Origin of the sequence: Vibrio sp. (genome assembly GCF_048266485.1) — a bacterium.
GTDB lineage: Bacteria > Pseudomonadota > Gammaproteobacteria > Enterobacterales > Vibrionaceae > Vibrio.
In genome coordinates, this window is record NZ_JBLWZK010000001.1 from 717,522 (window position 1) to 741,179 (window position 23,658).

At 41.2% G+C, this 23,658-nt stretch carries 18 protein-coding genes; 4 read left to right on the plus strand and 14 right to left on the minus strand.

The genetic code is table 11. From position 1 onward, the window contains the following. Positions 1 to 574: 574 nt before the first annotated feature. The 3 genes from ACN0T8_RS03245 to znuA all read right to left on the minus strand — a co-directional run bounded on the left by ACN0T8_RS03245 (position 575) and on the right by znuA (position 6,434). Complete coding sequence (locus ACN0T8_RS03245; RefSeq protein ID WP_417879209.1) at positions 575 to 4,030, minus strand: helix-turn-helix domain-containing protein; 3,456 nt, start codon at positions 4,028 to 4,030, stop codon at positions 575 to 577. A gap of 196 nt (positions 4,031 to 4,226) precedes the next feature. Next, entirely contained in the window at positions 4,227 to 5,519 is a 1,293-nt protein-coding gene (locus tag ACN0T8_RS03250; RefSeq protein WP_417879210.1) for a peptidoglycan DD-metalloendopeptidase family protein, read from the minus strand. Between the two features lie 9 nt (positions 5,520 to 5,528). Next, the gene (znuA, locus tag ACN0T8_RS03255) at positions 5,529 to 6,434 is read right to left on the minus strand and encodes a zinc ABC transporter substrate-binding protein ZnuA (protein ID WP_417879496.1); all 906 of its coding nucleotides are present in this window, start codon (positions 6,432 to 6,434) and stop codon (positions 5,529 to 5,531) included. A gap of 168 nt (positions 6,435 to 6,602) precedes the next feature. Here znuA and znuC point away from each other — a divergent pair, with 168 nt between their 5' ends. Continuing rightward, positions 6,603 to 7,406, plus strand: coding sequence for a zinc ABC transporter ATP-binding protein ZnuC (gene znuC, locus ACN0T8_RS03260; RefSeq protein WP_417879211.1), 804 nt, complete (start codon positions 6,603 to 6,605; stop codon positions 7,404 to 7,406). A gap of 3 nt (positions 7,407 to 7,409) precedes the next feature. Beyond that, positions 7,410 to 8,192, plus strand: coding sequence for a zinc ABC transporter permease subunit ZnuB (gene znuB, locus ACN0T8_RS03265; protein ID WP_417879212.1), 783 nt, complete (start codon positions 7,410 to 7,412; stop codon positions 8,190 to 8,192). A gap of 104 nt (positions 8,193 to 8,296) precedes the next feature. Here the strand turns inward: znuB and ACN0T8_RS03270 are convergent, their stop codons facing one another. The 9 genes from ACN0T8_RS03270 to sdhC all read right to left on the minus strand — a co-directional run bounded on the left by ACN0T8_RS03270 (position 8,297) and on the right by sdhC (position 18,440). Then, positions 8,297 to 8,674 (minus strand): VOC family protein, encoded by a 378-nt coding sequence (locus ACN0T8_RS03270; RefSeq protein ID WP_417879213.1) that lies wholly within the window; start codon positions 8,672 to 8,674, stop codon positions 8,297 to 8,299. A gap of 122 nt (positions 8,675 to 8,796) precedes the next feature. After that, positions 8,797 to 9,669: a succinate--CoA ligase subunit alpha gene (gene sucD / locus ACN0T8_RS03275; protein WP_417879214.1), complete on the minus strand. Its 873-nt coding sequence runs from the start codon at positions 9,667 to 9,669 to the stop codon at positions 8,797 to 8,799. Further along, the gene (gene sucC, locus ACN0T8_RS03280; protein ID WP_417879215.1) at positions 9,669 to 10,835 is read right to left on the minus strand and encodes an ADP-forming succinate--CoA ligase subunit beta; all 1,167 of its coding nucleotides are present in this window, start codon (positions 10,833 to 10,835) and stop codon (positions 9,669 to 9,671) included. Before sucC ends, sucD begins: the two co-directional genes overlap by 1 nt. 159 nt (positions 10,836 to 10,994) lie before the next feature. Continuing rightward, entirely contained in the window at positions 10,995 to 12,206 is a 1,212-nt protein-coding gene (gene odhB / locus ACN0T8_RS03285) for a 2-oxoglutarate dehydrogenase complex dihydrolipoyllysine-residue succinyltransferase (RefSeq protein WP_417879216.1), read from the minus strand. Positions 12,207 to 12,260: 54 nt separating this feature from the next. Beyond that, positions 12,261 to 15,074, minus strand: a complete 2,814-nt coding sequence (gene sucA, locus ACN0T8_RS03290) for a 2-oxoglutarate dehydrogenase E1 component (protein WP_417879217.1) — start codon at positions 15,072 to 15,074, stop codon at positions 12,261 to 12,263. Positions 15,075 to 15,211: 137 nt separating this feature from the next. Next, a complete protein-coding gene (locus ACN0T8_RS03295) occupies positions 15,212 to 15,925 on the minus strand; it encodes a succinate dehydrogenase iron-sulfur subunit (RefSeq protein WP_417879218.1) in 714 nt (237 codons plus the stop codon). 14 nt (positions 15,926 to 15,939) lie between these two features. Next, on the minus strand, positions 15,940 to 17,706 hold the full coding sequence (gene sdhA / locus ACN0T8_RS03300; protein ID WP_417879219.1) for a succinate dehydrogenase flavoprotein subunit: 1,767 nt from the start codon (positions 17,704 to 17,706) through the stop codon (positions 15,940 to 15,942). Further along, positions 17,707 to 18,054: a succinate dehydrogenase, hydrophobic membrane anchor protein gene (sdhD, locus tag ACN0T8_RS03305; protein WP_417879220.1), complete on the minus strand. Its 348-nt coding sequence runs from the start codon at positions 18,052 to 18,054 to the stop codon at positions 17,707 to 17,709. It lies immediately after the preceding gene. After that, positions 18,048 to 18,440 (minus strand): succinate dehydrogenase cytochrome b556 subunit, encoded by a 393-nt coding sequence (sdhC, locus tag ACN0T8_RS03310; protein WP_417879221.1) that lies wholly within the window; start codon positions 18,438 to 18,440, stop codon positions 18,048 to 18,050. The genes sdhD and sdhC overlap by 7 nt, the downstream gene beginning before the upstream one ends. 389 nt (positions 18,441 to 18,829) lie before the next feature. Here sdhC and ACN0T8_RS03315 point away from each other — a divergent pair, with 389 nt between their 5' ends. After that, on the plus strand, positions 18,830 to 20,119 hold the full coding sequence (locus tag ACN0T8_RS03315) for a citrate synthase (RefSeq protein WP_417879222.1): 1,290 nt from the start codon (positions 18,830 to 18,832) through the stop codon (positions 20,117 to 20,119). 93 nt (positions 20,120 to 20,212) lie between these two features. On the opposite strand, the gene ACN0T8_RS03320 is transcribed toward ACN0T8_RS03315, so the two are convergent. Then, positions 20,213 to 20,971, minus strand: a complete 759-nt coding sequence (locus tag ACN0T8_RS03320) for a Nif3-like dinuclear metal center hexameric protein (RefSeq protein ID WP_417879223.1) — start codon at positions 20,969 to 20,971, stop codon at positions 20,213 to 20,215. A 113-nt stretch (positions 20,972 to 21,084) separates the two neighbouring features. On the opposite strand from ACN0T8_RS03320, the gene ACN0T8_RS03325 reads away from it, so the two are divergent. Continuing rightward, positions 21,085 to 21,867, plus strand: a complete 783-nt coding sequence (locus ACN0T8_RS03325; protein WP_417879497.1) for a DUF1853 family protein — start codon at positions 21,085 to 21,087, stop codon at positions 21,865 to 21,867. Positions 21,868 to 21,989: 122 nt separating this feature from the next. Here the strand turns inward: ACN0T8_RS03325 and pgm are convergent, their stop codons facing one another. Beyond that, on the minus strand, positions 21,990 to 23,624 hold the full coding sequence (gene pgm / locus ACN0T8_RS03330) for a phosphoglucomutase (alpha-D-glucose-1,6-bisphosphate-dependent) (protein ID WP_417879224.1): 1,635 nt from the start codon (positions 23,622 to 23,624) through the stop codon (positions 21,990 to 21,992). Between the last annotated feature and the right edge of the window lie 34 nt (positions 23,625 to 23,658).

Sequence of the window (23,658 nt, forward strand, 5' to 3'; positions counted from 1 at the left end):
CATTTATATTTGCGTATATAATACATTTTATTACATTTTATTTATTGCGTCAGGTCAATTTATCATTGCATCAGAATGGTAATTTCTCACTTCTATTTTTTTATGTAAACGAAAGTATTTGGATTTACTGTCAAAATCGTCAGTTCTGTTTTTCTATTTACGTCAAAAACGTTAATTTTAAATATTATCATTGAAAATGCTTCACCAAGAAAAACACACCTAACCAACTGATATTTAAAGGATATAAAGATGAATTGTTAACTTGTCGCTAATTTCATATATCGATGTCGTTATTTTTATACGGAAAACAAGTCTGTTCCAGTATAAATAAACCTATCGATAGCTTGTAGTTATCTAACCATTTTATTCCTGATGTGTATTGTCTATCAATACACTCTAGCAGCAAGCGAAGGTGTCATTACACCCGTGACATAATCCCCCCGGTTATGTCACGCTTTTTTTATTCATAAATAAAGGCGTGTTGTTTCAAGCAACACGCCTTTATTGGATCTGTATTGTATGATGAGCTGACTTTAGCTCTGCTGGCATTAAAACTATTTGATTACCAAACACATCACTCTATTGAATTTTCAATAAACTTAGATGGTGACAGGCCAAAGTAATGCTTAAACCTTTGACTGAAGTATGATGGATCATTAAACCCGGTTTCAAAAGCAGTATCTGATATTTTCTCACCTGAAATTAATAATTCGCAAGCTTTCTCTAAACGAACTTTGGTCACATAATCCATAAAAGATCCACCAGATAAAGATTTAAACTTTCTCTGTAAACTTCTCTCCGATAAAAACAGCATCTTGGCTGCATGACATGTACTAAAATCAGGATCGGGATAATGCTTTTCAACCAGTTGATAAACTTTATCAAGCCAGTCATTTTGAACTTTACTATTCGTTGATTTATTTACGTTGTGAGTTTCCTGCTGGGAAGTGGGCGTTTCGGTAGTGCAAGCATCTCCATCAATATCAATCGAGGAAAGAGACTTTTCGACAGACCATGAAATAGATAAGCGCGTTCTATGTATCAATTGATTATAATGAAAATCAAAATGCCCTCCACTGTAATCAGCCATTTGGGCAATAGCAGATAGAGAGGTATCTGATAAGGTAAATTTATGTTTAATTTCTGCTCGACCAAACTCTTGCGCTTCAAAAGCTTGTATTTCTTCTTCTGAGATACCTTCTCCCGTATCTTCGATAGAAATATGGAGTCGACCATCGGCAAGTTTCGCTGAGAGGTGAATAATTTGATTGGCATCTGAACGGATCAAAGCACTCGCCATCAAGGTATTTAAGATCATATCAAGATTGAAGTGTTTCACCTTAACCAAACAGCCTTGGCTATTGTCTTCAACAAGCAAAGTGATCCCAACTTTATCCGCTTCTTGTTGCCAACCTTTCACTACAGCTTTTACAACAAAGGACACTACTTGCCCATCAAATACCGTACACTCTGGAGTCTTATTATCATATAACACCAAAATTTGCTCTAAAGGTTCTAGTGCTTGCTCTGTATGACTTAAAGCTAGCGTATTTTTGAGGTCATTCTTGTGTAGGTAATCTTTCAGGTCATCAAGGTTTGATTTAGCTTTAGTAACTCGCTCCCCAACCAATATACGTCGAGTCTGGGCTTGTTTACGTAGCTGCATATTGCTGCTAACCAATAATTGACTTTGATGCCTTAATTGCTGGGTTTTCAAGTTAATCAAACGCCTTAACCTTACATTGGTTTTCACCATAATTTTGGAGCGCCATGTAATCAACAATACAATGCTACCAATCAGCAATACCACAAAAATAGCCACACTACTCGGAAGTAAATACCAAGGTTTGCTCACGATAAAACTATACTTCGCACCAGAATGACTGGTTCCCACCTGAGACATAGTCTTTAATTTTAAAGTGTAATGACCTGGTTCTAAATGTTCAAAGGTTAACTGTGAGCCTTGAAAGTCCACCCAATTTTCTTTTTCGCTACCGAGCAAACGATACTGCACTTGCGGCACTTCAAAATTTGGCAAAATACCAAAAAGTACACTGACCGAGCGACCATAACTAACATGAATATCTCTACTGGTTTGCGGTGCTACCATTATCACTGAATGATCGACCTGAAACTCACCGACCAACACATCATTGGTGGGTAATTCAGTTTTAATGAGTGTTTCCGTTGAAGCAAAAATAAGACCAAGACGTGTAGTGAGTACTAAGGTTTTGCCATTCGGTGATACGCTACAACCATTGGGAAGAAACTCATTAGCAACGATACCAAATGGTGTCGGGAAATAACGAGAAAGCGCAGCAGTTTGATCATAATAATGGATACCTTTGGTAGTGGTAACCCAAGTACCTAATTCGGAACCAATAGTACAAAGAGGAATGCTATTTGAATGAGGTAAGCGAACTTTAGTTGCGTTGAGATCGCCATCTTGCATATACAATAAACCGTAGCTGCTCGCACTCCAAACCTGATTATTAACCGACTCAGCAATAGAGGCTACATCGCCATAATCAGCACTTCTCGAGTCAAACCTTATCGCTTGGTTATTATATTGATAGACCCCATGATCCGTACCAATCCACAGCTTTCCACTGTCCCCCGGATATAGACTAGTAATCGTTGATGGACCATATTTATCTACCATCCATTCGAGCCCTAATTCATCGGTTCTTTGTTGTTGCCATGAATAACGATAAAGCCCACGCTCATTCGAGATCCAGACATCGCCATGGTGATCAACCACCAAATGAGAAATGTGGTTTCCAGACCATTTATTTTGTTTGCGAATAACATTTGAGACACCAGAATCCGTATCATAACGTATCAGTTTATCACCTTGGCTTAGCCATAATATGTGATCAAACTGGCTGATATGAGAGACGTTGTAGTCTAATAACTTTTCGACTTTATTTTCTCTAGCATCAGCACGGCTTGCCGTTACCTTGAATAAACCTAAGTTACTTGCCAACCATGCCGTTCGATCATTAATAGCAACTACATCATTAATATGTAGGTAAGGTAGATTATACTTTTCACGTCCAAAGCGAACTCGTTTAAATAAACCGCTAGTTTGTGAGTAATAATTGATTCCTTTAGCGGTGGCAATCCAAACCCCACCTTTATTATCAGCACTTAGCCCTCTGATATTGTTATTTATTAGGGCTAAATCATCCTGATAACTACTATAAATATACTTCGTCAATTGAGTGTCTAATTGATGAACAAATAAGCCTTTTTTAGTGCCAATCCAGTAATCACTTGGGGTGATTAAGAGAGTTTGAACCTGCCCTGCAGCAATCATCTCCACTTCTGGTTTGATAGTTGCCATATTTAGGCTAAAAGCCCCACTTTGCGTTCCAACCAGTAGGCGTAGATTTTTTTTATCAAAAGCTAATTGATTAATATTGGAGAAATACTTAGGTAGCACTCGCCGAATACCTGTTTTATCTAAATAGAAAAGCGATTGACTGGTCGCTACCACCCACTTTCCGGCAACTAAAGTGGCACTAACAATACCATTATTGTCTCGGGTTGAGCCTTGAGTAATTTGTGATACAGGGATAGTGTGATGCTCACCAGTGTGAGTATCAAAAGTATGAAAGTGATGACTACCATACAACCACACGACTTGTTCAGATTGCCCTATCGCTTGGAATAACTCTTTCTTTGGGCTTTCAAATACCACTTCCTTGTGGCCGGTATTATCAACTTTAAGTAAGCGCCCACTATCAATATACCAAAAGTGTTCTGAAGCATAAGTGACATGGTTAGTATCATGATTAAATGCGCGACCAGGAAGAAGTGAAAAGTGTTGACCATCAAAATAATAAATTTGATTCTGAATATCTTGAACCCAAACGCCGCCTTTTTCATTCGAAAACAATGCCTTTGCCGTCAAGAAATGACCTTGTGCTTGGCTTGGCAAAGAATAAAAAATGGAATCAGTTTCTATCGCATTGACGGAAAAAGAGAACATTAGCAACACTAAAAACCGAAAAATACGCAACGTCACAAACTACCTTAATAATTACCAAGCGGAACACTGCAAAATTATGGCATACTAACCATCAATTTAAACAGATATTTTGCGGCAATTAATATGTTGGTGATCCAATTCATGTTAATGATGGATGACACTGAATAAAATGAGATCTGGAAATATATCCAAGCCACTTGAGGATGAACAATCGACCTAATTTAACACTGTACTAGTGTAATAACGACATCCTAGCTTTCATTTGCTCAGTAAACTCAGCTCGCTGCTCAGGTGGTATACTCTTTTGCCTAGGTAGAGGTGCTAACATTACGTTAAGTGGTTGGCCATTTTGGCGTAGTTCATAATGTAAATGAGGCCCCGTAGAACGTCCAGTATTGCCTGTTAAAGCAATTTTTTGTCCTCTTTTCACCCTATCTCCTACTTTCACAAACGTTTGGCTCAAGTGAAAAAAGTGCGTGCTGTAAACCCGACCATTGCTAATCACAACATATTGACCAGCTAACGGATGGTGGCCGACTTTTTTAACTACCCCCTCTCCTGTTGCAAATACTGGAGTGCCAATAGGCGTCGCTAAATCAGTCCCATAGTGCGGCGCATATTGATGAGTGACAGGGTTTAAGCGATGAGGATTAAACTCAGAGCTCACCGGATAAGTACTCCGTACAGGTAGTCTATCCAGCGTTTTTTCAACACTCATACCATCGGGATAATAAAAATGTTCATCATTAAAACGAACGACTTGAATATCTTTTCCTCGATGTTGATACCAAATTGCCATCACCTTACTGGCTCCAACACTTTGCCCACCAATAACACTCTGTTCTAATTCAACGGAAAACTCATCTCCTATCGTCACCGGAGAAGTCACATCAACTTGCCAGTACAACGCTGTCGCGATAGTTTGAATATGCTCTTTAGTTAAACCAATAGCTCGTGCGCTTTGATAAAAATTACGATCAACAACCCCAACTTTAACCAAGGATTGTTTTTCAGCAGAAGTGACTAGAGGTCTAAATAAAAATTGGTTATTTACTTTGGTATATACACTACTTAAGCGAGGACTTCGGTGAATCTGTACCGAAAGTAAACTACCAGCATCATCCTGCATCCACTCGACTACCTGACCATTAAGTAAAGTAATCGCTTGAGGGCGCACCTTAATCATCGATAGTAAATCATCATGACTTAAACCGTACAGCTTAAAAATATCGGCAAGAGTTTCACCTGACTGAACTTTGTGGCTATAGCTACGTTGCGTTTGTTGCTGATCAATAACATCTTTTTCTAGTGTCAGACTAGGATCATTTTTTTCTAATACAGCTTCTGATAAAACACTGTCTGCATGATTGAATGAAAATGGTGAGGACTTGAATCGCGGAGAATAGCTAGTTGGGAAGATAAAATAATAGCTAATTACACTTATTACGGGCAGCAATAGCAAAAGCAGCCACGCCCATAAGCGAAGCTGCTTTTTATAACTTATCTTTTGGTACTTGTTGTACAAAAATATTCCTTAACGAGTAAGGCACTGACTAAAGCTGGTTCCGAGATCCTGTAAGTATTGGAAATAAGCGCCAGGTGTTGCTTCATATTCAGTTGCCAGTGGATCCAACACTCCGTGATTAACATCCGTGCCACGGGTTACGGAATCAATCACTGCTGGCGTAAATTGTGGCTCGGCAAATACACAATACACTTGATCCGTTTGAAGAGCGTTACGAATAGCAATTAAGCTTTTTGCTCCCGGTCGACGATCCGGTGATACAGTAAAAGCACCTAAATGGTTTAAACCAAAGTAATGTTCATAGTAGCTGTAGGCATCGTGGAAAACATAATAACCATGCTTTTTAACGGGGGCGATTTTTTTCTTAACTTGCTCAATAGCAACATTCAAGTTTTGAGTAAATTCTGCATAATTTTGTGCGTATTGCTCACTATGATTTGGATCTAGAGTAATAAGCTTATCTGAAATCACTTTCGCCATTTGCTGCGCTTGCACAGGGCCTAACCACAAGTGCGGATTGTAGTTACCGTGATGGTGATGTCCATCGTCATGTGCTTCATGATCGTGATCTTCATGGCCGTGTTCATCATGCTGATCGTAAACAATTTTATCTATTTTCTCAGACTGATCCAGTTGTAGAGTATTGGTACTCCCCTCCAGCACGCCTTCCAAAAATGATTCTAGACCCGGTCCAATCCACACAAATAAATCAACTGATTTTAATTTACGTACATCTGATGGTTTTAAAGCATAATCATGAGGAGAGGTATTATTGGCAAGCAATACCTCAGTATCCGTAACCCCTTTCGTTATCTCTTGAGTTATCAATTGTAATGGCTTAATAGATGTCAGTACTGATATTGGTTGTTCTTCACTCTTTGACCAAGCGGCATGTGAGACAAAACCAAATATCATTACAACCACGATCCATGCTTGTGATAAAATGCGTTGCATTCGTTTCTCCAAATAGAATGTTTTATCAATTGCTATTGGTATGCTGATTCATAGTAACAATTGATAGTTATGGTAATTATTTTACATAATGTTACTATATAACATTACATGTCATCAAGCTGGTTAACAATGTTTGAATTAATTCGTCTCGACAACATCACTGTAACGTTCAACGACAAGTCGGTGCTCGATAATATTAGCCTGACCATCAATAAAGGTGAAATCACCACTATCATTGGGCCTAATGGTGCAGGAAAATCTACACTCATTAAAATTATGCTCGGATTAATTAAAGCGACTTCCGGCACCATTACCAAAAAAAATAAATTACGTATTGGTTATGTTCCACAAAAATTGCGCTTAAATGACAGCTTGCCTTTGACCGTCGACCGCTTCCTCAAGCTTGCAGGACGCTATAGTGCCAATGAACGGATGGAAGCTTTACGTTTAGTCGGTGCTGAAAGTTTATATAAAAATGATATGCATAAGCTATCTGGAGGGGAAAACCAGCGAGTACTGCTTGCTCGTGCATTGCTCCAGCGCCCAGACTTATTGGTTCTTGATGAACCAGCTCAAGGTGTTGATGTTCAAGGACAAATTGATTTATACACTTTAATTAACTCATTAAGGCAACGCTTTCGTTGCGCCGTCTTGATGGTATCTCATGACTTACATTTAGTTATGGCTCAAACCGACGAAGTCATTTGTTTGCATCACCATATTTGTTGTTCTGGTGCACCGGAAGCGATTACCAAGCACCCTTCTTATATCGCTATGTTTGGCCAGACCGCCAAAGATACATTAGCTTTTTATCATCATAACCATCGACATCATCACGATCTCGCTGGTGATGCTATCGAAGGTGAACCAGAAGTTTGCTCACATATCAACTGTGCTCATTCTTCAACTCAGCAGAAAAAACGTGGACATTAACCCATGCTTGATATTTTATTACCTTCTATTTTAGCCGGACTAGGTATCGCAATTATTTCTGGGCCACTTGGCTCACTAGTAGTATGGCGAAAAATGGCTTACTTTGGTGACACCTTAGCCCACGCTTCCCTGCTTGGTTTAGCGCTCGGCTTTTTATTAGACATCAATTTATATTTAGCTTTGGTTGTATGCTGCCTTGGGTTAGCGGTATTACTTGCCGCATTACAAGAACAAAAAGTGATCGCCACTGATACTTTACTCGGTATTCTCGCCCATAGTGCTTTATCTTTAGGCTTAGTAGCTGTGAGCTTCTTAGATAATGTACGAGTTGATTTAATGAGCTATTTATTTGGTGACTTATTAGCGATCAGTCCATCCGATCTCACCTTTATCTATCTCGGTGGTGCAATCATCATGGCTTTACTTGTCACCTTTTGGCGCGCTTTACTCTCCACTTCGATAAGCGAAGAGCTAGCGAGTGTGGAAGGAATTAATGTTCCATTTATGCGAGTGGTTTTAATGTTACTCGTCGGACTCGTGATCGCGGTAGGAATGAAATTTGTTGGCGCGTTAATTATTACTTCGTTATTAATTATCCCAGCTGCTACCGCAAGACGTTTTTCAAATACACCCGAGCAAATGGCAATTGGTGCTTCTTGTATTGGCATGGTAGCTGTTCTATGCGGATTATCACTTTCTTGGTTTTATGATACGCCAGCTGGACCTTCTGTGGTGATTTCAGCAGCCGCGATGTTTATGCTTAGTCAACTGAAACCTGCACGATAAAACTTCCGCTAGTAGATATAAATCAATAACGCCCCAAGGCTTTGCTAGTTCTGGGGCGTTATTGTTTATTATTAGGCCATCAATTTGGTATTAAACAGAATAGATTAAGCGAAGCGATGTGTACCGCATAGTTTATTGCCCGCCGGATCACGCAAGTAAGCCAGATACAAACGGCCCGCCATTCCATTTCGCTCACCCGGAGGCTCTTCACAAGTGATACCACCATTCGCTACCCCAGCATCATGCCATGCATGTACAAGTTCAGGCGTTGCAATCGAAAATCCGAAAGTCGAACCATTACCATGAGTGGCAGGTTCACCATTCAATGGCTTCTTGATAATGAAGATTCCGGTTGGTGTAGCATAAATACAACTATCGCCTTTAATGATCCCTGGCTCGTAACCCAGAGTACCTAATATGGCATCGTAGAACTTTTTTGATGCTTCAAGATCTGTTGCACCAAGCATGATATGACTAAACATAGTTATTCCTTTCAATGAGTGAATAATGTATCCGCTTCACTGTATCTATTTATATTAAAAAAACCAATAAAAAAGGCCATCCGAAGATGACCTTTCATACTAAAAAATTGATGATAAAAAACTTACCAGCCTGTCACTTCTTTTAGTGCATCGCCAATCTCTGCCAATGACTTCGTTGTTTTTACACCAGCGGCTTCAAGTGCTGAAAATTTATCTTCAGCAGTACCTTTACCACCAGAGATAATCGCACCAGCATGGCCCATACGTTTACCCGGAGGAGCCGTCACACCCGCAATGTAAGAGACGACAGGCTTAGTAACATTCGCTTTAATATAAGCCGCTGCTTCTTCTTCTGCCGTACCACCGATTTCACCAATCATTACGATTGCTTCTGTCGCGGGATCGTTTTGGAACATTTCCAATACATCGATAAAGTTCGTGCCTGGAATTGGGTCACCACCGATACCAACACAAGTCGATTGACCAAAACCAGCATCCGTTGTTTGCTTAACTGCTTCGTACGTTAGTGTACCTGAACGAGAAACAATACCTACGCGGCCTGGCTGATGAATATGACCTGGCATGATACCAATCTTACATTCACCTGGAGTGATCACGCCTGGGCAGTTAGGACCAATCATACGAACGCCGGTTTCTTCTAGCTTCACTTTTACGTCAAGCATATCAAGCGTTGGGATGCCTTCGGTAATGGTAACGATTAACTCGATACCAGCATCAATTGCTTCTAAAATCGCGTCTTTACAAAATGCAGCCGGTACATAAATAACCGTTGCCGTTGCACCCGTTGCTTCAACGGCTTCACGAACAGTATTAAACACAGGAAGACCTAGATGCTCAGTACCTCCTTTACCTGGAGATACACCACCTACCATTTGTGTTCCATAAGCAATAGCTTGCTCTGAGTGGAACGTACCTTGACCGCCAGTGAAACCTTGGCAAATAACTTTGGTATCTTTATTAATTAGTACTGACATTATTTGCCCTCCGCCGCTTTAACTACTTGAACTGCTGCATCTTTAAGAGATGTTGCTGCAATGATATCTAAACCAGATTTCGCCAATACGTCACGGCCAAGCTCTGCGTTTGTGCCTTCAAGACGAACCACTACTGGTACTTCAACGCCGACTTCTTTCACTGCGCCAATGATACCTTCTGCAATCATGTCACAACGAACGATACCACCAAAGATATTCACTAGAACCGCTTTAACATTGGTATCAGATAAAATGATCTTAAATGCTTCAGCAACACGTTCTTTGGTTGCGCCGCCACCTACATCAAGGAAGTTCGCAGGCTTACCACCGTGTAGATTAACGATGTCCATCGTCCCCATCGCAAGACCAGCGCCGTTGACCATGCAACCAACATTGCCATCTAAAGCAACGTAGTTAAGTTCATATTGTGCCGCATGTGCTTCACGCTCATCTTCTTGAGATGGATCGTGCATTTCACGTAATTTTGGTTGACGATACATCGCATTTGAATCAATGTTAATTTTACCATCTAGGCACAATAAATCGCCTGAACCTGTAATAACCAATGGGTTAATTTCAAGTAATGCTAAATCGTATTGCGCAAACATAGTACCTAGACCCATGAAGATCTGAGTAAATTGTTTGATTTGATTGCCTTTAAGGCCAAGTTTGAATGCAAGTTCACGTCCTTGGTATGCTTGAGGGCCAACCAATGGATCGATCGCTGCTTTATGAATCAATTCTGGCGTTTCTTCTGCCACTTTTTCGATTTCAACACCACCTTCCGTTGATGCCATGAACACGATACGACGTGTGCCACGGTCAACCACTGCACCTAGGTACAATTCATTAGCGATGTCTGATGCTTCTTCCACCAAGATTTTAGTCACTGGTTGACCGTTAGCATCTGTTTGATAAGTCACTAAGTTTTTACCTAGCCACTTTTGAGCAAATTCTTTGACACCATCTTTGGTATCATGTAGTTCCACACCGCCCGCTTTACCACGACCGCCAGCATGTACCTGACATTTAACCACTTTCTTCGAGGTATTAATGCGACCTGCGGCTTCATAAGCTTCAAGAGGTGTATTGCAAGCGTAACCTTCCGGTACTGGCAATCCGAATTCAGCGAACAGCTGTTTAGCTTGATATTCATGCAAATTCATTGTGCTATTTCCATTTCATTATCCGTGAGGATTTATTATTTCCATTGGCATTTAATGTAAGTAAGGGAATGCCATGATTTATGTAGGTGTACTTTTTTATTTGATTGGGTAGCTATAGACCAGCAGCTACCCAATTTATTGCTCATTTCAATATCGAGATTAGATATCAAGTAACAAGCGAGCTGGATCTTCTAGTAACTCTTTGATGGTTACTAAAAATCCAACTGATTCACGGCCATCAATCAAACGGTGGTCGTAAGACAGAGCAAGGTACATCATTGGTAAAATTTCCACTTTACCATTTATCGCCATTGGACGATCTTGGATTTTGTGCATACCCAAGATTGCCGCTTGTGGTGGGTTGATGATTGGTGTAGACATTAATGAACCAAATACACCACCATTTGTAATAGTGAAGTTACCGCCCATTAAATCTTCAACTTGCAATTTGCCATCACGCCCTTTGATCGCGAGATCTTTAATGCCTTTCTCAATATCAGCGAAACTTAGCGTGTCACAGTCTTTTAGTACTGGAGTAACAAGGCCACGTGGCGTAGAAACCGCCATGCTGATATCAAAATAGTTGTGATAAACGATATCATCGCCATCGATAGAAGCATTCACTTCAGGATAACGCTTCAACGCTTCTGTTACCGCTTTAACATAGAAAGACATAAAGCCTAAGCGCGTATCATGACGCTTCTCAAACTGATCTTTGTATTGAGCACGAAGATCCATAATTGGCTTCATGTTCACTTCATTAAAGGTTGTCAGCATGGCAGTCGAGTTTTTCGCCTCAAGCAGACGATTCGCTACCGTTTTACGCAAACGAGTCATTGGTACACGCTTTTCAGTACGAGCAGCGGTAGGCGCTTCAACTTGAGCCTCTTTATCTTCTTTCGTTGGTGCTGCCGATTTCTTAGCTAGATGCGCGTCAACATCTTCACGAGTAATGCGACCACCAACACCAGTACCTTTCACATCTGACGCTTCAAGACTGTGTTCCGCTAATAAACGACGAACCGCAGGACTTAGTGCATCATTAGATTCTTCGCTTAAAACTGCTTTATGGCGTTTATCCGGCGATGCTTCGCTTGATTCTGCTTTATCTTTAGTTGGCTCTCCTGCGATGGCTCCCGCTTTCAATTTAGCGATTAGCTGCTTTGAAAGAACCGTTGCACCTTCTTCTTCCACAATAGCTTCTAATACACCATCATCAGGAGCAGGTACTTCTAACACTACTTTGTCAGTTTCAATTTCAACCAACACTTCATCACGTTGTACCGAATCACCCGGTTGTTTGTGCCATGTAGCAATAGTCGCATCTGCTACGGATTCAGGTAAATCTGGAACCAGAATTTCAATTGTCATATCTGTAAAGTCCTTATCTCTAGTTCATTCAACTAGGAGTAATAATCCACTGCACTAAAAGTCTAAATTCAAAGCATCATCCACTAACGCTTTCTGTTGCTTTAAGTGTACCGACATATAACCAACCGCTGGAGAAGCTGAAGCTGGTCGACCTGCATATTTTAATGTTGCACCATTTGGCAATGCGAAACGCATATTGTGTTGGCTGCTATACCATGCGCCTTGGTTCTGCGGCTCTTCTTGACACCATACAAAATCTACAACATTAGTATATTGCTCAATCGCTTTGCTCACATCGTCGTATGGGAATGGATAAAGCTGCTCCACACGAATAATTGCCACATCGTCTTGCTCATTCTTACGGCGTTGCTCAAGTAAGTCGTAATAAACTTTACCTGAACACATCACAACACGTTTCACTTTGCTTGCTTCTAGCTCATCCGTTTCTGGAATCGCAGCTTGGAACGTGCCTTGTGCTAACTCTTCTAGCGTTGAAGTGCACAAAGGATGACGTAATAAAGATTTTGGCGACATTACAATCAGTGGGCGACGCATTGGACGTACAACCTGGCGGCGAATCATGTGATAAACCTGGGCTGGCGTTGAAGGTACAACCACCTGCATATTTTGCTCAGCACACAATTGAAGGTAACGCTCTAAGCGAGCCGATGAGTGCTCTGGACCTTGACCTTCATAACCATGAGGCAGCAACATCGTTAGGCCACATAAACGACCCCACTTTTGCTCACCCGATGAAATAAATTGATCAATCACAACTTGGGCACCATTGGCAAAGTCACCAAACTGCGCTTCCCAAATAGTTAAACCACTAGGCTCAGCCGTTGCATAGCCATATTCAAAAGCCAATACTGCTTCTTCTGATAAGACAGAATCAAACACTTGGAATGAACCTTGGCTATCGTGAATATGTGCAAGTGGCATATAAGTGCTGGCGGTTTCTTGATCATGTAATACTGCATGACGGTGGAAGAAAGTACCACGACCTGAATCTTGACCTGTGATACGAATACGTTTTCCATCATCGACAAGAGTGGCATAAGCTAAAGTTTCAGCCATACCCCAGTCAATCATCTTCTCTCCACTCACCATAGAACGGCGATCGTTGTACAGTTTCGCAACTCGGCTTTGCAGCTTATGACTTTCAGGGAACTGACAAACCTTGCTACCTAGCTCTGACAAACGAGTGAAATCAACTTGATCATCCCAATCTTCATTCCACTCATGACCTAAGTAAGGGGTCCAGTCAACAGAGTGTAATGCCATCGGGCGCCATTCTTTCACTACGACCTCACCACGATCAAGTGCATCACGGTATTCGTTGACCATTTGCGTTGCATCTTCCAACTCAATATCTTTACGGTCAACCAGTACATCTGCGTACAATTTACGTGGTGTTGGATGTTTCTTGATCTTTTGATACATCAAAGGCTGAGTTGCATTTGGTTCATCGGCTTCGTTATGGCCGTGACGACGATAACATACCAAATCAATCACAACGTCGCGTTTAAATGTATTACGGTAGTCTAATGCGATGCGAGTAATAAAGGCCACCGCCTCAGGATCATCAGCATTCACATGGAAAATCGGTGCCTGTACCATCTTAGCGATATCAGTACAGTACATTGTTGAACGCATATCGCGTGGGTTTGAGGTAGTAAAACCAATTTGGTTATTTACCACGATACGAACGGTACCACCAACTTGATAACCTCGGGCTTGTGACATGTTAAAGGTTTCAGCAACCACACCTTGACCCGCGATCGCCGAGTCACCATGAATAGTAATTGGTAAAACTTTACTGCCATCTTTATCACCTAAGCGATCTTGACGAGCACGTACCGAACCAATAACTACAGGGTTGACGATCTCTAAGTGAGATGGGTTAAACGCTAAGGCTAAATGCACATCTCCACCTGGTGTAGAGAAATCAGCAGAGAAACCTTGGTGATATTTCACATCACCGGTACCCCATGAATCACCGTGTTTACCAGCAAATTCATCAAATAGATCTTGTGGTTTTTTACCCAATACGTTGACTAACATATTTAAGCGACCACGGTGAGCCATACCAATAACCACTTCGCGCATGCCATTTGAGCCAGCATGACGAATCAATTCTTTTGTCATTGGAATTAATGCATCCCCCCCTTCCAATGAAAAACGTTTTGCACCTGGGAATTTTGCGCCTAAGTAACGCTCAAGGCCTTCCGCTGCCGTTAATTCATGTAGAAAAGTGGATTTCTCTTCTGCAGTAAAAGTACCTTCACCTACCACTGATTCTAAACGGTCTTGGATCCAACGCTTTTCTTCAGTGTTAGTGATGTGCATATATTCTGCACCAATCGAACCACAGTAGATTTTATTTAGGGCTTCGTAAATATCTTTCAACGGCATAGTGTCTTTGCCTACCGCAAAAGAACCGACGTTAAATGACTCTTGGAAGTCTTCAGGAGAGAGGTTATGAAACGCAGGATCAAGTTCAGCAACTGATTCACGTTTCCAAATATTGAGAGGATCTAGATTTGCAGCTTGATGCCCACGGAAACGGTAAGCATTGATTAACTGCAAGACTTTTACTTGTTTAGCATCGACATCAGGATCACTAACTTGGACATTGTAATGCTTTGTCTCTTTCGCTAATCGTCTGAAGTAGTCACGAACACGGGAATGTGGTTGTTCACCTGCTACAGAAGCTTCTGCTGGTAGGCTTTCAAACACTTCTTTCCATTCGTCACCGACTAAATCGGGGTCACTAAGATACAGTTCGTAGAGATCTTCTACGTAAGTTGCATTGGCGCCAGCCAAGTGTGAAGACTCGAGCCATGCCTTCATCACGCCGTTGTGCATATTTTCCCTTAACCTTTTTTGGTTTCAAATTATGCTTCGACACTTACTCAGCTATAAATGGTTACGATAAGTAAATGCCTAATTGTAAGTCGGCCTAGCGTAAGGCTGGGCCGACTTTCCTTGCCCTAGAGCAATTTTTATACTGAGCGATTGATAAGCATTGTCTTAATGTGACCAATCGCTTTGGTTGGGTTTAACCCCTTAGGACAAACACTGACACAGTTCATTATCTCATGACAACGAAAAACGCTAAATGCATCGTCAAGATTTGACAAACGTTCATCTGTCGCCGTATCTCGGCTATCAATTAGCCAACGATAGGCAGCTAATAAACCCGCTGGGCCAATAAATTTATCCGGGTTCCACCAAAATGAGGGACAAGATGTCGTACAGCATGCACACATAATGCAATCATACAAACCATCTAGATGCGCACGATCTTCTGGTGATTGTAAATTTTCACGTGATGGTGGTAGCTCAGCATCATTGATCAAATAAGGTTTAACCTTGGCATAGTTATCATAAAACTGAGCCATATCAACAATAAGGTCACGCACTACCGGTAAGCCTGGCAGTGGACGAATAACCACTTTACTTTTACCTAATAATGCCGACAAAGGCGTAATACACGCAAGGCCATTCTTGCCATTCATGTTTAAACCATCTGAACCACATACACCTTCACGACATGAGCGACGGAAAGAAATGGTCGGATCTTGTTCTTTCAATAAGATAAGTGCATCAAGCACCATCATATCTGAACCTTCTTCCACTTCTAACTCATAATCCTTCATGTAAGGTTTTTTGTCAGCATCTGGATTATAACGATACAAAGAGAAATTGACTTTCATTTACTTAATCTCCCTTAGTAGACACGGGCTTTAGGTGGAAAGGCTTCACGCAGTACAGGCTGCATATTCACATCGCGCTTAGACATATCTTCCGTTTCAGGATTATAAATCGAGTGACATAACCAATTCGCATCATCACGATCAGGGTAGTCAAATCGAGCATGTGCACCACGACTTTCAGTACGATAGTTCGCTGCAACCGCGGTTGCATAAGCTGTTTCCATTAAGTTGTCTAATTCTAAACATTCGATACGTTGAGTATTAAACTCGGTAGACTTATCTGATAAATAAGCATTTTTCAAACGCTCACGAATCGCTTTTAGCTCTTCCAAACCTTTTGCCATCGCATCACCTTCACGGAATACTGAGAAGTTATTTTGCATGCAGCTTTGTAAGTCTTTACGAATTTGTACAGGATCTTCACCGCCAGTACTGTTTTCCCAACGATTATAACGAGCTAACGAAGCTTCAATATCAGCTTCAGTTGCTTCAGGTGTTTCAGCTTGAAGTGCTAACGTTTCACCTAAATGAAGCCCCGTCGCACGACCAAATACAACCAAATCAAGTAGCGAGTTGCCACCTAAGCGATTTGCGCCATGTACGGATACAGAAGCAATTTCACCACAGGCAAATAGACCTTGAACTTCTTGGTCCTGACCGTTGGCATCTTGTTTAATCGCTTGCCCTGAAACCTGAGTCGGCACCCCACCCATCATATAGTGACAGGTTGGGATAACTGGAATCGGCTCTTTAACAGGATCAACGTGAGCAAAGGTACGAGATAATTCAAGAATACCCGGCAGGCGAGCATCTAAAACTTCTTTACCTAAGTGATCCAGTTTCAATTTAATATGTGGACCCCAAGGACCGTCGCAACCACGACCTTCACGAATTTCAATCATCATTGAACGTGCTACTACGTCACGACCGGCTAAATCTTTCGCATTCGGTGCATAACGTTCCATGAAACGTTCGCCATCTTTATTTAGAAGATAGCCACCTTCACCACGACAACCTTCAGTGACTAGTACACCTGCGCCAGCAATGCCGGTTGGGTGGAACTGCCACATTTCAATATCTTGCATTGGAACGCCCGCACGCAGTGCCATGCCAACACCATCACCAGTGTTAATATGCGCATTAGTAGTCGATTGATAAATACGACCTGCACCACCGGTTGCCAATACCGTTGCTTTGGCTTTGAAGTAGCAAATCTCACCGGTTTCCATGCAAAGCGCGGTGGTACCTAATACCGCACCTTCTTCATTTTTCACTAAATCAAGCGCGTACCACTCAGAGAAAATAGTGGTTTTATGTTTGATGTTTTGCTGATAAAGCGTATGAAGCAATGCATGTCCTGTACGGTCAGCAGCAGCAGCAGTTCGAGCAGCTTGCTCACCGCCAAAATCTTTTGATTGGCCGCCAAATGGGCGTTGATAAATAGAACCATCTTCAAAACGAGAAAATGGTAGACCCATTTTTTCTAATTCGATAACAGATTCTGGACCATTTTTACACATATATTCGATAGCATTTTGGTCACCAATATAATCCGACCCTTTTACAGTATCGTACATGTGCCATTGCCAATCATCTTTATGTGAATTTCCTAATGCTACTGTAATGCCACCTTGAGCAGAAACAGTATGAGAACGAGTTGGAAATACCTTTGAAAGCAACGCACAAGATAGGCCTTGCTCTGAAATTTGTAATGCAGCGCGCATACCGGCGCCACCAGCGCCGATCACAACGGCGTCAAATTCACGAACGGGAATACTCACTTACACACCCCACAAAATAAATAGACCAGAGAAGAAGTACGCAATCAATGTCACTATGACCACTAATTGTAATACCACGCGTACTGCGGTTGGTTTAATATAATCAGTCAACACTTGCCACATGCCAATCCATGCATGGATCAGAACACATAATAGCGCCACCATAGTGAACACTTTAGTAAAAGTACCACTAAAAAATGATTGCCATGACAAGTAATTAATATCAGGGCCACAGGCTAAAAAGCCCACCATGTACACGGTATAAAGTGTCATGATGATGCCTGTTGCACGGATCAGGAGGTAATCATGAACTCCATTGCGCCCAAAGGAAGAAATGTGCTTTACCATACAAGAACTCCTGCTAATACCGATAATACAGCGGTGACCACGAAAACAGCTTTAGCGCTTAACGCACCGCTTTCTTTCTCTTCAAAATATTTCATATCCATAAGTAAATGACGAACCCCACCACAAATATGGTAAGCAAGAGCAGTCAAAATACCCCACAAAATAAATTTCACAACAAAGCTATCAATGACACTCGATGCTTGAGAAAAACCTATTGGAGATGATAAAGAGGTGGCAAGTAGCCATAATAAGATACCAACAGAAACAAACATAATGACACCAGAAACACGGTGCACAATGGATGCAATGGCAGAAATTGGGAAGTGTATTGTTTGTAAATCTAAGTTTACTGGTCTGGACTTTCTTTTATTCACGGGTGTGCTCACTCAGCTCCATTTAGAGCATTTATAGTTATTGACATAAATCGATTAAACACCCTGTAACTATTTAATTAACATTTCCATTCCAAAACACCCAGTCAATCTATGGATTTTTTGTTAATTAAACATCTACCTCATCGAGAGCAGCTTCCGAAACCCCTGATAAAATAAGGCGTTAACCAAAATTTTCACTAGCACTATACGACCGTAAACAAACAAATTCAATTCATGTAACAAAATATGCTACATAGAACATATTTTTAACTTTTTCCAACTAAAAAATCATAAGCAGCACACAGTTCGAAGTAGAATAATTGACTTTATGTATGAATCTAAGTACAAAAAGCACACACAAAATATCCTGGATGGATTAATAATTTACAAAGGAGAATGTCATGGCGGATAAGAAAGCGACCCTTCATATTGAAGGTCAAGCACCTATTGAACTCCCTATTTTAAGCGGCACAAATGGCCCAGATGTAGTGGATGTCCGCAAATTAGGTGCAAGCGGTTATTTTACTTTTGACCCAGGTTTTCTTGCTACTGCGTCTTGCGAATCCCAAATCACTTACATTGATGGTAGTAAAGGTATTTTACTTCACCGTGGTTTCCCAATCGACCAACTTGCCAACAATGCTGACTATTTAGAAGTGTGTTACATCTTACTTTATGGCGAAGCCCCAACACGCCCTGAATATGAAAAATTCAAACAAATCGTTGCTAATCACACGATGGTTCATGAGCAAATTGCGAGCTTCTTCCATGGTTTCCGACGTGATGCTCACCCAATGGCAGTAATGTGTGGCGTGGTTGGTGCATTAGCCGCGTTCTATCACGACTCGTTAGATATTAATAATTCAACTCACCGTGAAATTACCGCATTCCGCTTATTGTCTAAAATGCCGACATTAGCTGCAATGTGTTATAAGTACTCAATTGGGCAACCATTCATCTACCCTCGTAATGACTTAGATTATGCGAGCAACTTCTTACATATGATGTTTGCTAACCCTTGCGAAGAGTACAACGTCAACCCTGTTGTTGCTCGTGCGATGGATAAAATATTCACACTTCACGCTGATCACGAACAAAATGCGTCAACGTCAACCGTTCGTCTTGCTGGTTCTTCTGGTGCAAACCCATTTGCTTGTATTGCAGCGGGTATCGCTTCATTATGGGGCCCTGCTCACGGTGGTGCGAACGAAGCATGCTTGAAAATGTTGGAAGAAATTGGCAGTGTTGAAAATATTCCTGAATATATTGAACGCGCTAAAGATAAAGAAGACCCATTCCGTCTCATGGGCTTTGGTCATCGTGTTTACAAAAACCATGATCCACGCGCTAAAGTAATGCGTGATTCATGTCATGAGGTTTTATCTGAACTTAACATTCAAGATCCACTGCTTGATGTAGCGATGGAACTAGAGCGTATTGCACTTTCAGATCCATACTTTGTTGAGAAAAAACTGTACCCTAACGTCGATTTCTATTCAGGTATCATTCTAAAAGCAATTGGTATTCCTGTATCGATGTTTACGGTAATTTTTGCACTTTCTCGTACTATCGGTTGGATTGCTCATTGGAATGAAATGCATGATGATCCACACAACCGTATCGGTCGTCCTCGTCAACTTTACACCGGTAAATTAAGCCGAGATTTCAAACCTCTACAAGATCGCGAATAGTATAATTTAAGACAATAAACTTAATAAAAAAGCGAGCTCTCACAGCTCGCTTTCTCGTTTCTCGTTTCTCGTTTCTCGAACAAGTATTTATACTTATACGGGATTGTCGATATCAATAAACGTCACATCAAATCCGTGTTCCTTTGCTAACCATTCACCTAGTGCTTTTACGCCATATCGCTCAGTCGCATGATGACCAGCAGCAAAATAATGTATGCCTAACTCACGTGCAATATAGGTAGTACGCTCAGAAACCTCACCAGAAATAAACGCATCGAGACCTGATTGCGCTGCTAATTCTAGGTAATCTTGCCCACCACCGGTACACCACCCAATGGTTTTAATTTCTTTATCTTGATCATCAGGGGCAATATGTAGTGGTATACGGTTCAGTACTGCCTCAATGTTTTGACTTAATTCTTGTCCTGATAGAGGATCTTTAAACGTACCGTACATGGCAATAGATTGCGGATGCCCTTCTAGTCCACCTTGAGTTTCAATATCTAACAACTGAGCAAATTGCGCGTTATTACCTAATTGAGGATGAATATCGAGCGGTAAATGATAAGCATATAAATTAATATTATTTTGAATCAGTGAACGAATACGCTTACCTTTCATTCCGGTAATCGGTTGAGACTCACCTTTCCAAAAATAACCATGATGCACCAAAATCGCATCGGCTTTAGCTTCAACTGCCGCTTCAATTAACGCTTGAGACGCAGTCACACCCGTCACAATTTTTTTAACGACTTGTTTCCCTTCAACCTGTAGGCCATTGGGACAATAGTCTTTTATTAAATGAGGTGATAGAGTTTGATTGAGTAACGTCTCTAATTGTAGGTTATTCATTATATAAACCTTTTGATGATGTTCTATTCAAATGTCAGCGTTTATATCATGTTATAGCAGCCAATCGTCAGTCACTTCAACCCCAATACCACAAGGATAGATCTTAAGTGTCGATGAAATATGCCATTTCCCCGCAGGAACAACAGAATCTATTTGTAAAAATCAGCGATTGGATGTCACATCACTCACCGTTACTGCAAGCCAATCAAGCAGAGTTAGCTGACAATCCATTCAGCAAAAGTTTATCACCTCAGCCATTGCCCTATTCAGGTAATTCGCGTCTTGGTTTTTGGTACCAACATTTATGTCACCAGTATTTCGTCGCTCACCCTAACTATCAAATAATAGCCGAAGAAATTCAGCTCAACCATCAAGGGAAAACCATTGGCGCTTTAGATTTTGTACTCAAAAATACGGTGACTGATATTGTGGAACATTGGGAAGTTGCCATTAAATTTTATCTTTTATTTGATGGTCTATGGTATGGGCCAAATAGTCGCGACCGATTGGATTTAAAGCTTTCGCACATGTTGAACCACCAGCTTGCCATGTCTCAACATCAATGCTTTCAGCAGCAATACCCAGATCTAGGTGATATTAAACCTAAATCACTGATACAAGGGCGTTTATACATTAATCCGTTTCGTGACGAAGTAACACCAACAAGTTGCTTAGGCTATCCGATTGACCCATCTCAAAGCTACGGTTATTGGTGCTACGTCGATGACTTCAATAACATCAAGGAACCATTGTATATATTGAAAAAAGGCCAATGGCTAACCGGAAAAGAAGTGGATTCACCAGTGTTAAAAAAAGTTGGACACGAGTTTGTACATTGTCAAAGTCAATCGGGTGATTTTTGGTTTATTCTACCCAACGGATGGCCGCATGCTTGATTTTACGACATAAAAAAAGCGAGACCATAGAGCCTCGCTATTTCTTAATTACCGACCAACAGTATGGCTAGGTAAGATTGCCATACCAAGCAAAAATTATCAGATAATTAGTACGATTGGTATTACAAACCCGCGTTAGCAAAGACTTGATTCACAATTTCTTGAGCTTCTTGTTCGATCAGCTTTAAGTGCTCTTTGCCTTTAAAGCTTTCGCAGTAAATTTTATAGATATCTTCCGTACCTGATGGACGAGCTGCAAACCAACCATTTTCGGTAGTCACTTTAAGACCACCAATTGCTGCGCCATTACCTTGAGCGTGAGTTAAGCGTGCTGTGATTTTTTCACCAGCTAACTCATCTGCACTCACCATTTCAGCAGACATACTTTTGAGAACATTTTTTTGCTCTGTATTCGCCACAGCTTGAATACGATTGTATTGCGACGCGCCATGTTTTGCGGCTAATTTATCGTAATATTGTTGTGGGTTCATGCCTGTAACTGCGGTAATTTCCGCTGCGAGCAAGCACAGAATAATGCCATCTTTATCCGTCGACCAAGGCGTACCATCTTTACGTAAGAATGATGCTCCAGCACTTTCTTCGCCACCAAAGCCGAAACGACCTTCATGTAGACCATCAACAAACCACTTAAAGCCAACAGGCACTTCACATAGGTCACGGCCTAAATCGGTAACCACACGATCAATTATCGCGCTTGATACAAGAGTTTTCCCTACTTGAACATCCGCTTTCCACTCACAACGATGACGGAATAAGTAATCAATACAAACTGCTAAATAATGGTTCGGATCCATTAAGCCTTGTGGCGTCACAATACCATGACGGTCATAATCTGGATCATTACCAAAAGCTAAGTCATAGTCATCTTTTAACTCAAGCAAGCTCGCCATCGCATAAGGTGATGAACAATCCATACGAATCACGCCATCTTTATCAAGTGTCATAAACTGAAAAGAAGGATCAACGGTTTCATTCACTAACGTCATATCTAGCTGATACGTTTTCGCTATACGTCGCCAGTATTCAATCCCCGCCCCACCAAGTGGATCAATACCAATCTTAATATTCGCTTTTTGGATCGCCTCAATATCAATCACGTTCACTAGGTCATCAACATAAGGTTGTACCAAATCAAGTGCTTTCACTTTATCTAGAGAATTGGCACAACGTTTAACGCCTTCTAGTCTTGCTGCAATATATTGATTTGCTTTATCTTCAATGCGCTGAGTAATTTCTGCTTCGGCTGGACCGCCGTGACTTGGATTATATTTGATACCACCATCTTGCGGTGGGTTATGCGATGGCGTGATCACAATGCCATCCGATTTATCTTGATGGGCAAGGTTATAAGTTAAGATCGCATGAGAAATGCCAGGCGTAGGAGTAAAGCCATTATCTTGCTGAACAATCACTTCGACACCATTTGCGACCAACACTTCGACTACCGAACGACAAGCTGGCTCAGATAGAGCATGGGTATCTTTACCGATAAACATTGGCCCTGTCAGCCCAGCAGCAACGCGTTCATCCACTACTGCTTGAGCAATCGCAAGGATATGCGCTTGGTTAAACGTGGCTTTACTTGAACAACCACGGTGACCTGAAGTACCAAATAATACTTTATGATCAACATTTGACGCATCAGGCTCGATAGAGAAGTAATCGCTCACTAGAGCGGGAATATTAACTAAGTCTTCAGGTAACGTTTTAGTACCTGCTCTAGGATGCAGAGACATTCAATAATCCTTTTTAGTGCTACTAAGATATAAA